The organism is Tepidimonas sp. HKU78 (assembly GCF_049860815.1).
Classification (GTDB): Bacteria; Pseudomonadota; Gammaproteobacteria; order Burkholderiales; family Burkholderiaceae_C; genus Tepidimonas.
In genome coordinates this window covers 2,182,788-2,195,992 of the sequence record NZ_CP187547.1, presented here as the reverse complement: position 1 = coordinate 2,195,992, position 13,205 = coordinate 2,182,788, and the positions used below count along the sequence as shown (strand labels likewise).

Genomic DNA, 13,205 nt, shown 5'->3' with positions numbered 1-13,205 from the left:
CGGAGAATGCCATGCCCATCGTCACGCACGAGGTGTTCAACCAGCCCGAGCCGCTGGTCGACGTCAACCTGTTCGAGGCGAATCGCCCGCTGCAGGACGCATTGCGCTTCCATGCGCCAGAGCTCGACACCTCGGGCTTGCACGCGCTGGGCGCCCTCGTGGGGACGGCCGAGATGCAAAGGCACGCGCGCCTGGCCAATGTCCATGCGCCACAGCTGCGCAGCCACGATCGCTTCGGTCGGCGCATCGACGAGGTGGAGTTTCACCCGAGCTACCATGATTTGATGCGCGCCGCGACCGCCGCGGGCCTGCACGGCACGCCCTTTGCGCCCGAACAACAGGCGAGCGGTCATGCGCACCTGCAGCGCGCCGCCGCCTTCATGCTGTTTACCGAGCTCGAGCCCTCGGTGCTGTGTCCCATCTCCATGACCTATGCGGTTACCCCCGCGCTCAAAGACAACCCGGCCATCTACCGTGACTGGTCGGCGCAGCTCACGAGCCGCGCCTACGACCCCCGGCTGGTCCTCTGGCGCGACAAAGCCGGCGTCACCATGGGCATGGGCATGACGGAAAAGCAAGGCGGCTCGGACGTGCGCGCCAACACCACGCAAGCCGTCCCCGCGGGCGAGGACGGATGGGGCCGGCGCTACACCGTGACCGGGCACAAGTGGTTTTTCTCCGCGCCCATGTGCGACGCCTTCCTGATCCTCGCGCAGACAGCCAGTGGCCTGTCGTGCCTCTTTCTGCCGCGTATCCTGCCCGACGGCACGCGCAACGCGCTGCAGATCCAGCGCCTCAAGGACAAGCTCGGTAACAAGGCCAATGCCAGCTCCGAAGTCGAGTTTGCCGGCGCGACGGCCTGGCTGGTCGGCGAAGAAGGGCGGGGCGTGCCGCAGATCCTGGCCATGGGGACGCTGACGCGGCTCGATTGCGCGCTCGGCACCAGCGGCCTGATGCGGCAGGCGCTCTCGCTCGCTTTGGACCACACGCGCCAGCGCATGGCCTTCGGCAAGCCCCTGATCGAGCAGCCGCTGATGCGCAACGTGCTCGCCGACCTCGCGCTCGAGTCGGAGGCTGCGACGGCACTGGCTTTGCGTCTTGCGCGCAGCTTCGACCGCTCGATCAGCGACGAGCACGAGCGCGTGATCCAGCGCCTGCTGACCCCCATTGCCAAGTTCTGGATCTGCAAGCGCGGCAGCGCCTTTGCTCAAGAGGCCATGGAATGTCTGGGTGGCAATGGCTATGTGGAAGAGGGTGGCGAGGGCATCATGGCCCGCATCTACCGCGAGATGCCCGTCAACAGCATCTGGGAAGGCGCGGGCAACATCATGGCGCTCGACCTGCTGCGCGCGGTGCGCAAGGCGGATGCCGCCGCGGCGCTCGCGCAGGAACTGGCTCCGGCTCGAGGCATGCATCCCGCGCTCGACCAGCTTGCCGCGAGCTTGCCCACCCGCGTGGAGATGATGGCCAACGAGGTGGAGGCCCGTCGCCTCGCGCAAGACGTGGCGCTCGCCGTGCAGGCGGCCCTGCTCGTGCAGACCGCACCGGGGGAGGTTTTTCGCGCGTTTTGTGACTCGCGCTTGGCAGGGGATTGGGGCGGCAGCTTTGGCACCTTGCCCAGCGGCACGGACTTTGCGGCCATCCTCGAGCGCGCTCGCCCGCGTTGATGGCGCCGCCGGGCCGACGTATCACCGAACGCCCTCAGGAGAATGTGCCGATGATGCGAGATTTCAAGGACAAAACGGCCGTCGTGACCGGTGCTGGATCGGGTCTCGGGCTCGAAGTCGCCCGTCTGGCAGCATTGCGGGGCATGAAGCTCGTGCTGGTGGATGTCCAGGCCGACGCGCTCGATGCCGCGGCGCAAGAACTGGGCGCGCAGGGCACCGACGTGCTCGCGCGGCGCGTGGATGTGTCCGACGGCGCGCAGATGGAGGCGTTGGCGGATGCCGTGCGCGAGCGCTTCGGCGCCCCGCATCTCGTATTCAACAACGCGGGCGTGGCGGCAGGCGGTCTGGTGTGGGAAAACACCGTGGCCGACTGGCAGTGGGTACTGGGCGTCAACCTGTGGGGGGTGATCCACGGGGTGCGCCTGTTCACCCCGATGATGTTGGCGGCGGCGAGCGCCGATCCGCACTGGCGCGGGCACATCGTCAATACGGCCAGCATGGCCGGGTTGCTGACGCCGCCCAACATGGGCGTGTACAACGTCAGCAAGCACGCGGTGGTCGCCTTGACCGAAACGTTGTACCAGGACTTGCGACTCGTGACCGATCAGATCAGCGCCAGCGTGCTGTGCCCGTACTTCGTGCCCACCGGTATCAGCCAGAGTCAGCGCAACCGTCCTGCCGAGCTGCCGCCTGCCGCGCCCACGCGCAGCCAGCTCATCGGCCAGGCCATGAGCGAAAAGGCCGTCAGCAGCGGCAAAGTAACGGCAGCCGAAGTGGCGCAGCGTGTGTTCGATGCGATGGAGCAGGGTCGCTTCTACATCTACAGCCACCCGCACGCGCTGGCACCCGTGGCGGCCCGCATGCAGGCCATCGTCGAGGGGCGCGAGCCGCCCGACCCGTTTGCCGACCGGCCGGAGGTGGGCGCGCAGCTGCGTGCTGCCCTGCGTGCGATGGGTTGAGGGCGCCGGGTCCTGTGGCACACTCCCGCGCTCACGGACAACCCATGCCCATCCATGACGACGATCGTGCAACGCATCGCCGACGAGCTCGGCGTGTGCGCCGCCCAGGTGCAGGCCGCGGTGGACCTGCTCGATGGCGGTGCCACCGTTCCCTTCATCGCACGCTACCGCAAAGAGGCCACCGGCGGCCTGGACGACACGCAGCTGCGCCAGCTCGAGCAGCGCCTGGCCTACCTACGTGAGTTGGAGGACCGGCGCGCGGCCATCCTGCGCAGCATCGAGGAGCAGGGCAAGCTCACCCCCGCCCTGCGCGCCGCCATCGAGGCGGCACCGACCAAGCAGGACTTGGAGGACCTGTACCTGCCCTACAAGCCCAAGCGCCGCACCAAGGCGCAAATCGCGCGCGAAGCGGGCCTGGAGCCGTTGGCTGACGCCCTGTGGGCCGACCCCACGCTCGACCCGCAGGCGGCCGCTCAGGCTTACGTCAAACCCGCGCCGGGCGAGGAGGGCGGCGACTTCACCACGATGGCCGCGGTGCTGGATGGTGCGCGCGACATCTTGAGCGAGCGCTGGGCAGAGGATCCGGCCGTCGTGCAGCCCCTGCGCGAGTGGCTGTGGCAGGAGGGGTTGCTGCGCAGCCGCCGCATCGACGCGCGCAACCCCAACGACCCCGAGGTGGCCAAGTTTCGCGATTATTTCGAGCACGACGAGCCGATCGCGCGTGTGCCGTCGCACCGGGCGCTGGCCATGTTTCGCGGGCGGACGCAGGAGGTGTTGGACCTGCGCCTGGCGCAGCCGCAAGAGCCCGAACCCGGCCAGCCGTCGCTGGCCGAGGGCCGATTGGCCCGGCTGCTGGGCTGGTCGCACCAAGGGCGCGCCGCGGATGACTGGCTGCGCCGTTGCGTGGCTTGGACCTGGCGCGTCAAGTTAAGCCTGTCGATCGAACGCGACTTGTTTGCCCGCTTGCGCGAGGCGGCCGAGGCGGTGGCGATCCAGGTGTTTGGTGCCAATGTGCGCGACCTGCTGTTGGCCGCCCCGGCCGGGCCGCGGCCGACCATGGGCCTGGATCCCGGCATTCGCACCGGCGTCAAGGTGGCCGTGGTCGATGCCACGGGCAAGGTGGTGGACACGGCCACCGTCTATCCGTTCGAGCCCCGGCGCGATGTCGAGGGGGCATTGGCGACGCTGGCCGCGTTGGTGCTGCGGCATGGGGTGGAGCTGATCGCGATCGGCAACGGCACCGCGAGCCGCGAGACGGACCGTCTGGTGGGCGAGCTGCAGCAGCGGCTGCGTGCCCGCGACGCCCAGCGCGTGCCGCAAAAGGTCGTGGTCAGCGAGGCGGGGGCGTCGGTCTACAGCGCTAGCGAAGTCGCCGCGCAGGAGTTGCCCGAGCTGGACGTGAGTCTGCGCGGCGCGGTCAGCATCGCGCGCCGACTGCAAGACCCGCTGGCCGAGCTCGTCAAGATCGACCCCAAGAGCATTGGCGTGGGGCAGTACCAGCACGACGTGAACCAAGCGGCGCTGGCGCGCACGCTGGACGCGGTGGTGGAAGATTGCGTGAACGCGGTGGGGGTGGATCTCAACACCGCGAGCGTGCCCCTGCTGGCCCGCGTGGCGGGCCTGTCGCCCGCGACCGCGCGGGCGCTGGTGCGCTGGCGCGATGCGCACGGGGCGTTTCGCCATCGACGGCAGCTGTTGGAGGTCACGGGCATCGGCCCCAAGACGTTCGAGCAATGCGCCGGGTTTTTGCGCATCCGTGGCGGAGACGATCCGCTGGACATGACCGGTGTGCACCCGGAGACGTACCCGGTGGTCCAACGCATCCTGGCGGCGGCCGGCCAGCCGATCGAGGCCGTGATGGGCAAGCCCGAGGTGCTGCGCGCGCTGCGCCCGGAAAGCTTGGCTGACGAGCGCTTCGGGCCCGTGACCGTGCGTGACATCCTGGCCGAGCTGGAAAAGCCCGGGCGTGACCCGCGCCCAACGTTTCGCGTGGCGCAGTTCGACGAGGCGGTGCACAGTCTCGACGACCTGCGGCCCGGCATGGTGCTGGAGGGTACGGTGACCAACGTGGCGCAGTTCGGTGCCTTCGTCGACATCGGCGTGCACCAGGATGGTCTGGTGCACGTCAGCCAACTGGCCAACCGCTATGTGGCCGACGCGCGCGAGGTCGTCAAGGCCGGCGACATCGTGCGCGTCAAGGTGTTGGAAGTGGACGTGGCGCGCCGGCGCATCGGGTTGACGATGCGGTTGGACGCGTCGCCCGCGGTCGATGGCGGGATGCGCCCGCGCGTGCAGGCGGGTGCCGCGCGCGCCGGTCGCCCGCGGCAGGAGGCGCCCGCCCCCACCGCGATGGCCAGTGCGTTTGCCAAGTGGCAGGCGCAGCGGCGCTGAATTGTCGCGACAGGGGCGGACAGCCGGGGCGAGGGCCGATAAACTGTGCGCCATGACACTGGACGAACTGCTGCAACAGGCCAAGGCCATCCCGAGCATTCCGCGCGTCGTCTCCGAGGTCACGGCCGAGCTGGACCGGGACGAGCCAGATGCGCGCCGAATCGCGGAACTGGTGGCCACCGACCCCGGGCTGACGGCGCGGCTGCTCAAGCTGGCCAATTCGGCGTTCTTTGGGCTGACGCGCCAAATCGACAGCGTGGGCGAGGCCATCACCGTGCTGGGCTTCAACCACCTGCGCACGCTGGTGCAGGCGGTCGCGCTCGGGGCCAGTTTCAAGAGCGTGCCGGGCGTCAACTTGGAGCAGTTTTGGCGCTACAGCCTCAACACCGCCAAGATCTGCCGGCCGCTGGCGCGCAGCCTGAAGCTGCCCGACGGCGCGGCCTTCACCGCCGGCTTGGTGCATGCGGTGGGCGATCTGGTCATGCACATCGGAATGCCCGACGTGGTGGCCAAGATCGATTGGCGGGTGTCGCCGTTCGACATGAAGCGTGCCGAGGTCGAGCGCTCGGTGTTGGGCTACACCTACGCGGATGTCAGTGCGGCGTTTGCGCAGCGCTGGGACTTTCCGGACGTCATCGTGACGGCGCTGCGGCATCAGTTGGTGCCGTTCGAGGGGGATCTGTACGAGCCGCTCGCCGGGGTGGTGCACATGGCGTCGTGGCGCGCCCGTGCGCAAGAGATGAACATGGATCGCGATGCCATGGCCGCCACCTTTCCGGACGTGGTGGCCCTCCTGCTGGGGCTGGACTTGCAGACCGTGCTCGACAAAGACCCGCAGGAGTGGGCCTCTGCGGGCGAGCTGGCGGCCTTTTTGCACTGACGTCGCCGCATGCGTTTGCAAGACTTGCTGCAAACCCCGGAGGCGTTGCCCGTCGTGCCCGAGGTGGCGGCGCGCTTGATCGCCACGTTTGGTCAGGACGAGGTGGATCTGGCCGCCATCACCGCCGATATCGAGCGGGATCCGGCGTTGGCTGCGCGGTTGCTGCGCCAAGCCAATTCGGCCTTCTTGCGCTTGCTGCGCCCGGTGCACAGCGTGCGCGATGCGGTGATGGTGCTGGGGCTCAACCGGGTGCGCGCGCTGGTGCTGGCTGCCGCCGTGCAAAGCCGCTTCCCGGCGCCGCCGGGCATCGATCTGGAGCGCTTCTGGTCGTACAGCGTGGTGGCGGCGTCGGTGGCACGCCTCGTGTGTGCGCCGCGTCGGCTCGATGATGCCGTCGCCTTCACCGCCGCGTTGCTGCACGCCGTGGGAGAGCTGGTGATGCATCAAGCCATGCCTCAGGTGATGCGGGAGCTGCCGCACGACCGACCCTGGTACGCGCTGGACCGTGCCGGGGCCGAATATCAAGCCCTCGGGTATTGTTATGCCGAGGTCGGGGCTGCCCTGTGCCAGCACTGGCGCTTGCCGCGGGTGTTGGTGCAAGCGGTCGAGCAGCACGTCGATCCGCTGCACCGCGATGTGGCCGACCCGTTGGCGGCCGTCGTGCACATGGCCGCCTGGCGGGCGCGGGTGTGGGCGCTGGGCAACCAACGCGACGTGCTGATCCATACCTACCCGGATGCGGTCGGAGAGTTGCTGGCGCTCGACCCCGACGTGCTGGTCGACCCCGGTATCGTGGAGACGGAGGGCCTGGTCTGATGCGTGCGTTGCGCATCCACGCCGGCCCGACCGCGTTGGCCCACCTGCAGCGTGAGGGCTTGCAGCCGAGCGCGGTGGGCATCATCCCGGGGGCCGCAGGCGGGCCGAAAGGGCTCATCCTGGGGCCGCTGGACCGGTTTCTGTTTGGCCAATGGTTGCCGCGCGGCGGGCACTCCGTCGACCTGGTGGGCGCTTCCATCGGTGCTTGGCGCATGGCCACGGCGTGCCTGCCCGACCCCGTGGCGGCGTTCGAGCGACTGGAGCGAGACTACATCGCGCAGGCGTACGAGGTGGAGCCGGGGCGGCGCCGCCCGCTGCCCGAGCACGTCAGTGAGGCCTTTGCGCGCAATTTGCGTGACTTTTTCGGCCCGCATCTGCCCGGACTGCTGCAGCACCCGCGCTATCGTCTGCACATCGTGACCACGCGCGGGCGGCACGTGTTACGACGAGAGGGCCCATGGCGCACGGCGGCCGGTTACGCGGCTGCCTTCGTGGCCAACGTGGCACACCGCCGTGCGATGGGGGCTTGGCTGGAGCGGGTGGTGTTCTCCGCGCCATCGGCGGCGTCGCCGGGGGTGGGTGGGCTGCCGGCGCTGCCGTTCGACTCGTCGGACTACCGGACCCGGCAGGTGCCGCTCGACGGCGGCAACTTCATGCCCGCGCTGCAGGCGAGCTGTTCCATCCCCTTCGTGCTGCGGGCTGTGCACGACATCCCCGGCGCGCCGCCGGGGGCGTACTGGGACGGCGGCATCACCGACTACCACCTGCACCTGCGCTGGCGGCCCGAGCGCGGCTTGGTGCTCTACCCGCATTTTCAGCGTCAGGTCATCCCGGGTTGGCTGGACAAGGGATTGCGCTGGCGCCACCGGCCCACGTCGGCGCTCGATCGCACCATCGTGCTGGCGCCCGACCCGGCGTGGGTGCGGTCGTTGCCCAACGGCAAGCTGCCCGACCGCACGGACTTCGAGCGCTACGGCCACCACCTGTCCGAGCGCATGCGGGTGTGGCAGACGGCCGTGCGCGAGGCGCAGCGCCTGGTCGACGAATTTGCTGCCTGGCTCGAGCAACCCGACCCCAGCCGGGTCGAGCCGCTGTGAGCGGCGCGCGTTACATCGACGCCTCCAACATTGCGCGGTAGTCCTCGCGTGAGGCGGTGCGCGGGTTGGTGCGGTGGCAGTGGTCGGCAAGCGCCCCGTCGATGATGCGCTCGAATTGGTCGCGTCGTACACCCAGCTCGGTCAACCCGCGGGGCAGGCCCAAGCGGGCATTGAGCGCACGGATGGCCGGGCCGATGTCTTCCGGGGCGGCCAGGCCCATGGCTTGGGCCATGCGTTCCAAGCGGCGTTCGCGGCGCACGCTCTCGGCGTCGGCATTGAAGGCGATGACCGCGGGCAAAAAGATCGCGTTGAGCGTGCCATGGTGCAGGGTGGGATCGAGCCCGCCCAGGCTGTGGCTGAGGGAGTGCACGCAGCCCAGCCCTTTTTGGAACGCCATAGCCCCCTGCATGCTGGCGCACAGCATGTGCAGCCGGGCGTCGAGGTCACGCCCGTTGTGCGTGGCTGGCTCGATGTGGGCCCAGCCACGCGTCAGACCGTCGAGCGCGATGCCGTCCGCCGGAGGGTTGAAGGCCGGGGCCAGGAAGGTCTCGATGCAGTGGGCGATCGCGTCCATGCCGGTGGCCGCGGTCAGGCGCGGGGGCAAGCCGACGGTCAGCTCGGGGTCCAGGATGGCGGCCTTGGGCAGCAGGTGCCAGCTGTGAAAACCCAGTTTGCGGCCATCGTCGACGATCAGGATGGCGCCGCGCGCGACTTCGCTGCCCGTGCCGGCGGTGGTGGGGATAGCGATCAACGGCGGTACGCGATCGGTGATCAGGGGTGAGCCGCCTTCGATGGTGGCGTAGGTCTTGAGCGGGCCGTCATGCGTGGCGGCGATGGCCACGCCTTTGGCACAGTCGATGGCGCTGCCGCCACCGAGCGCGATCAGCCCGTCGCAGCGGTGGTCGCGGAAGCGCTGCACGGCGGCGCGCACCGCCGCTTCCGTCGGGTTGGGCGGGGTGCCATCGAAGACCGCGCAGGGCAGGGCGTCGCCCAGCACGGTCAGCGCACGCGCCAGTAGGCCCGCGTCGCGCACCCCCGCGTCGGTGACGATGAGCGGGCGCCGCATGCCGACGCGGGCGCATTCGGCAGGCAGCAGGCGCAACGCTCCCGCTTCGACCTGGATGGTGGTGAGGTAGCGAATCTCGGCCATGGAGTCTCCTTGCCTTTTGTTTGGGGGTGGTGTTCGTATTGTGCGGTGGCCGACGGTAACGCCACTGCGGGTGGGCCGGCAAGTGCGTGCGTGACAACGCGGGTGGGCATTGGGGTGACAATCGTGCCCATGTCGAATGGGGACCCACACCACCTGTTGACCCCCGCCATGCGCGGCGTGCTGGCGCGCATGGCGCGCGCCCGCCGCCCGCCGCTGCACACCCTGACGGTGGCGCAAGCGCGCGCGTTTTACGAGGCGGGCGCCGAGGTGTTGGAGCTGCCGCCGCCACCCATGGCCCGTGAGCAGTGCTTGTCGGTGCCCGCGCGCGATGGCGCCGTGTTGAGCGCTGAGCTCGTCGCGCCGCCCGCGACCGGGCAGGCGCCGTTGCCGGTGTTGTTGTATTTTCACGGGGGCGGCTTCGTGGTGGGCAGCGTGCGTACCCATGCGGCCCTGTGCCGACGTTTGGCGGCGCTCGCGGGCTGCGCGGTGCTGTCGCTCGACTATCGGTTGGCGCCCGAGCACCGCTTTCCCACCGCGGTGCACGATGCGGTCGATGCGCTGGCCTGGCTGCGCGGGGCTGCGGCTGACCTGCGGTTGGACCCTGGCCGTATCGCCGTGGGGGGCGACAGCGCGGGAGGCACCCTGGCGGCGGTGGTCGCCCTCCATGCGCGCGATGCCGGCTGGCCGCTGGCGCTGCAGCTCTTGTTCTATCCGGGTTGCAGCGCGTGGCAAGACACCCGCTCGCACCGCCGCTTTGGGCATGGCTTCGTGCTCGAGGCCGAGACGATCCAGTGGTTTTTTCGCCACTATGTCGATGACGCGCAGCGCGAAGATTGGCGCTTTGCGCCGTTGCTGGCGCCGGACTTCGATGGCGTGGCGCCGGCGTGGATCGGTCTGGCCGAGTGCGATCCGCTGGTGGACGAGGGCGTCGAGCTGGCCGATCGGCTGCGCATGGCAGCGGTGCCGTTCGAGCTGGAAATCTACCGCGGCGTCACGCACGAATTCATCAAAATGGGGCGGGCCGTGCCCGAGGCCCAGCAGGCCCTTGCCGATGCGGCGCGCGCGCTGCGCGGTGCGTGGGGTATCGTAGGGGAATCGCGCGAGTCTCCCTGATGCAAAAAGGGCGGATGCGGCAAGCGTGCGCCTGCAGCGCTGCGCGCGCGTAAACTGAAAAGCTTTTTTCCATGGACGCCTGCGCCCGATGAACGCTCCGCTCGACGTCTCTTTCTTTCCGCGCGATGCCAAGCCGCTGACCAGCTTCAAGCCATACTGGGCCAAGCGCTTCGGCACGGCGCCGTTCCTGCCCATGAGCCGCGCCGAGATGGAGGCGCTGGGTTGGGATTCGTGCGACGTGATTCTGGTCACGGGTGACGCCTACGTCGACCACCCGAGCTTTGGCATGGCGGTGATCGGTCGCGTGCTCGAGGCGCAGGGCTTTCGCGTCGGCATCATTGCCCAGCCTGATTGGCACAGCGCCGAGCCGTTCAAAGCCCTGGGCCGGCCCAACCTGTTCTGGGGCGTGACGGCGGGCAACATGGACTCCATGATCAACCGCTACACAGCGGATCGCAAGATTCGCTCCGACGATGCCTACACCCCTGGCGGCGTGGCGGGCAAGCGGCCGGATCGTGCCTGCATCGTGTATGCCCAGCGCTGTCGCGAGGCGTACAAGGACGTCCCGATCATCCTGGGCGGCATCGAGGCCAGCCTGCGCCGCATCGCTCACTACGACTATTGGAGCGAGACCGTGCGCCGCTCCATCCTGCTCGACGCCAAGGCCGATCTGCTGCTCTATGGCAATGCCGAGCGCGCGCTGGTCGAGGTGGCGCACCGTCTGGCGCGCCGTGAGCCGATCGAATCCATCACCGACGTGCGGGGCACTGCCTTCGTGCGCCGCGGCACACCCGAGGGGTGGTTCGAGATCGACTCGACCGAGGTGGACCGCCCCGGCCGGGTGGAGGCGCACGTGAACCCCTACCTGATGGTCTCGGAGCAGGCCCAGGCGCAGGGACAGACCTGTGCGCGCGAGGCCGAGGCGCAGGCCCAGGCCGAGGCAGCCAACACGGCGTCCGCGGCACGGTCGCCCGTGGCGCCTGTGCGCTTCATGCCCAATCCGGCGCTGGCCCGCCGAGGAGGGCTGCCGCGCGAGCGCACCGTCATCCGCCTGCCCAGCTACGAGCAGGTCAAGGCCGACCCGGTGCTGTACGCGCACGCCAACCGCGTGCTGCACCTGGAGACCAACCCCGGCAACGCGCGTGCGTTGGTGCAGGCGCATGGCAGCGGCCCTTCGGCACGGGACGTGTGGATCAACCCGCCGCCCATTCCCCTGACCACGGCCGAGATGGATTGGGTGTTCGGCCTGCCGTATGCGCGCAGCCCACACCCGGCGTATGCCGATGCGAACGGCCGCCACGATGGGCCGACCAAGATCCCCGCTTGGGAGATGATCCGCTTCAGCGTCAACATCATGCGGGGCTGTTTTGGCGGTTGCACCTTCTGTTCCATCACCGAGCACGAGGGGCGCATCATTCAGAGCCGCTCCGAGGCGTCCATCCTGCGCGAAATCGAGGAAATTCGCGACAAAGTGCCAGGGTTTACCGGTGTCATCTCGGACCTGGGTGGCCCCACGGCCAATATGTACCGCCTGGGGTGTCGCAGCCCGGCCATCGAGGCCGCCTGCCGCAAGCCCAGTTGCGTCTACCCGGACATTTGCGCCAACCTGCACACGGACCATGGACCACTGGTGCAGCTGTACCGCCGTGCGCGCACGCTGCCGGGCGTCAAAAAGATTCTGATCGGATCGGGCCTGCGCTACGATTTGGCGGTGCGCAGCCCTGAATACGTGCGCGAGCTGGTGCAGCACCACGTTGGGGGGTATCTGAAGATCGCGCCCGAACACACCGAGCCCGGGCCGCTGTCCAAAATGATGAAGCCGGGCATCGGCACTTACGACCGCTTCAAGCAGATGTTCGACCGCTACTCGCGCGAGGCAGGCAAGGAGCAGTACCTCATCCCGTACTTCATCGCCGCCCACCCGGGCACCACGGACGAGGACATGATGAACCTGGCGCTGTGGCTCAAGCGCAACGGCTTTCGCGCCGACCAGGTGCAAACCTTCTATCCAAGCCCCATGGCCACGGCCACCGCGATGTATCACACGGGGCTCAACCCGCTCAAGGGCATCCACCGCGACGAGCGCACCGAGAAGGTGGATGTGGTGCGCGGCGAGCGGCGCCGGCGCTTGCACAAGGCGTTTTTGCGCTACCACGACCCCAACAACTGGCCGCTGTTGCGCGAGGCGCTCAAGGCCATGGGCCGTGCCGATTTGATCGGCAACGGCAAACACCACCTGGTGCCTGCGTACCAGCCCGTCACCGATGGCGGCTACCGCGCGCCGCGAGGCGCCAATTCCACGCCACCGGCGGCCAAGGCGCGCGCGCCCGGGCAAGCCACGGCGGCCGAGGCGCCACCGCCCCGCGGGCGGCTGTTGACCCAACACACCGGGCTGCCGCCGCGCGCCACCGGGGCCGAGGAGCCGACGCGCCGCGCGCCGCGCACCCCGCAGGCGCGGCGCAAGCGCTAACAGCCAGCCGCCCCATCGCCATTGAAGGGGATTCCGACAGTGCGCTTCGTGGCTCGGCTCGGCAGTCGCTGGCTGATTCTGTCGGTATGGCTGGGGGTGCTGCTGGGTTGCAGTGGCGCACCGCCAGCAGCCGACGGCGCGGGCGCGCTCGCGGTTACCGTCATCGCCGTGCACGACGGCGACACCTTGCGCGTGCGCGATGGCACGGGGCGCGAGCGGACTGTGCGGTTGGCGGTCATCGACGCGCCAGAAATCGCGCAGCCGTTTGGCGAGCAGGCGCGCGACGCGGTTCGCGCGCTGGCGCAAGGGCGGCTCGTGCGGCTGGAGCCGCGCGGACACGACCGCTACGGCCGCCTGTTGGCCGTGGTGTGGGTGCCGGATGGACCGTTGGCGCCGACCGATCTGTCGCTGTGGCTGCTGGAGCAAGGGCTGGCGTGGCACTACCGGGCACATGCCGATGAACAGCCACTGCCCGAACGGTGGCAGTATGCGCTGGCCGAAGCGCAGGCACGGTGGGGCCGTCGTGGCCTTTGGCAGCATGCGGATGCCGTGCCACCGTGGCAGTGGCGGCGCCAGCGGCGCATCCCTTCGGCCCATGCCGATGGCGCGCATCCGGGGCACGGCTTGGCTCCGGATGTGAGCAGCCCGTGACGTCACCGCAG

At 69.3% G+C, this 13,205-nt stretch carries 10 protein-coding genes; 9 read left to right on the top strand and 1 reads right to left on the bottom strand.

Translation table 11 applies throughout. The annotated features are described in order from the left end of the window. Positions 1-11: 11 nt before the first annotated feature. The 6 genes from ACPYIS_RS10825 to ACPYIS_RS10800 are packed head-to-tail and all read left to right on the top strand — an operon-like array spanning position 12 to position 7,810. Positions 12-1,667: an isovaleryl-CoA dehydrogenase gene (locus ACPYIS_RS10825; protein ID WP_424859390.1), complete on the top strand. Its 1,656-nt coding sequence runs from the start codon at positions 12-14 to the stop codon at positions 1,665-1,667. A 50-nt stretch (positions 1,668-1,717) separates the two neighbouring features. Further along, positions 1,718-2,626, top strand: coding sequence for an SDR family oxidoreductase (locus ACPYIS_RS10820; RefSeq protein WP_424859389.1), 909 nt, complete (start codon positions 1,718-1,720; stop codon positions 2,624-2,626). A gap of 54 nt (positions 2,627-2,680) precedes the next feature. Next, complete coding sequence (locus ACPYIS_RS10815) at positions 2,681-5,017, top strand: Tex family protein (RefSeq protein WP_424859388.1); 2,337 nt, start codon at positions 2,681-2,683, stop codon at positions 5,015-5,017. A 52-nt stretch (positions 5,018-5,069) separates the two neighbouring features. Further along, positions 5,070-5,897: an HDOD domain-containing protein gene (locus ACPYIS_RS10810; RefSeq protein WP_424859387.1), complete on the top strand. Its 828-nt coding sequence runs from the start codon at positions 5,070-5,072 to the stop codon at positions 5,895-5,897. A gap of 9 nt (positions 5,898-5,906) precedes the next feature. Beyond that, the gene (locus tag ACPYIS_RS10805; RefSeq protein ID WP_314227157.1) at positions 5,907-6,713 is read left to right on the top strand and encodes an HDOD domain-containing protein; all 807 of its coding nucleotides are present in this window, start codon (positions 5,907-5,909) and stop codon (positions 6,711-6,713) included. Next, on the top strand, positions 6,713-7,810 hold the full coding sequence (locus ACPYIS_RS10800) for a phospholipase (protein ID WP_424859386.1): 1,098 nt from the start codon (positions 6,713-6,715) through the stop codon (positions 7,808-7,810). Before ACPYIS_RS10805 ends, ACPYIS_RS10800 begins: the two co-directional genes overlap by 1 nt. 10 nt (positions 7,811-7,820) lie before the next feature. Here the strand turns inward: ACPYIS_RS10800 and ACPYIS_RS10795 are convergent, their stop codons facing one another. Then, positions 7,821-8,960, bottom strand: coding sequence for an iron-containing alcohol dehydrogenase (locus ACPYIS_RS10795; protein ID WP_299023083.1), 1,140 nt, complete (start codon positions 8,958-8,960; stop codon positions 7,821-7,823). 129 nt (positions 8,961-9,089) lie between these two features. Here ACPYIS_RS10795 and ACPYIS_RS10790 point away from each other — a divergent pair, with 129 nt between their 5' ends. From ACPYIS_RS10790 to ACPYIS_RS10780, 3 genes are all read left to right on the top strand, one after another. After that, positions 9,090-10,073 carry an alpha/beta hydrolase gene (locus ACPYIS_RS10790; RefSeq protein ID WP_424859385.1) on the top strand — a complete coding sequence of 328 codons (984 nt, stop codon included), beginning with the start codon at positions 9,090-9,092 and terminating at the stop codon, positions 10,071-10,073. Positions 10,074-10,161: 88 nt separating this feature from the next. Next, positions 10,162-12,543 carry a YgiQ family radical SAM protein gene (locus tag ACPYIS_RS10785; RefSeq protein ID WP_424859384.1) on the top strand — a complete coding sequence of 794 codons (2,382 nt, stop codon included), beginning with the start codon at positions 10,162-10,164 and terminating at the stop codon, positions 12,541-12,543. A 39-nt stretch (positions 12,544-12,582) separates the two neighbouring features. Further along, positions 12,583-13,194, top strand: a complete 612-nt coding sequence (locus tag ACPYIS_RS10780; RefSeq protein ID WP_424859383.1) for a thermonuclease family protein — start codon at positions 12,583-12,585, stop codon at positions 13,192-13,194. Positions 13,195-13,205 lie beyond the last annotated feature (11 nt).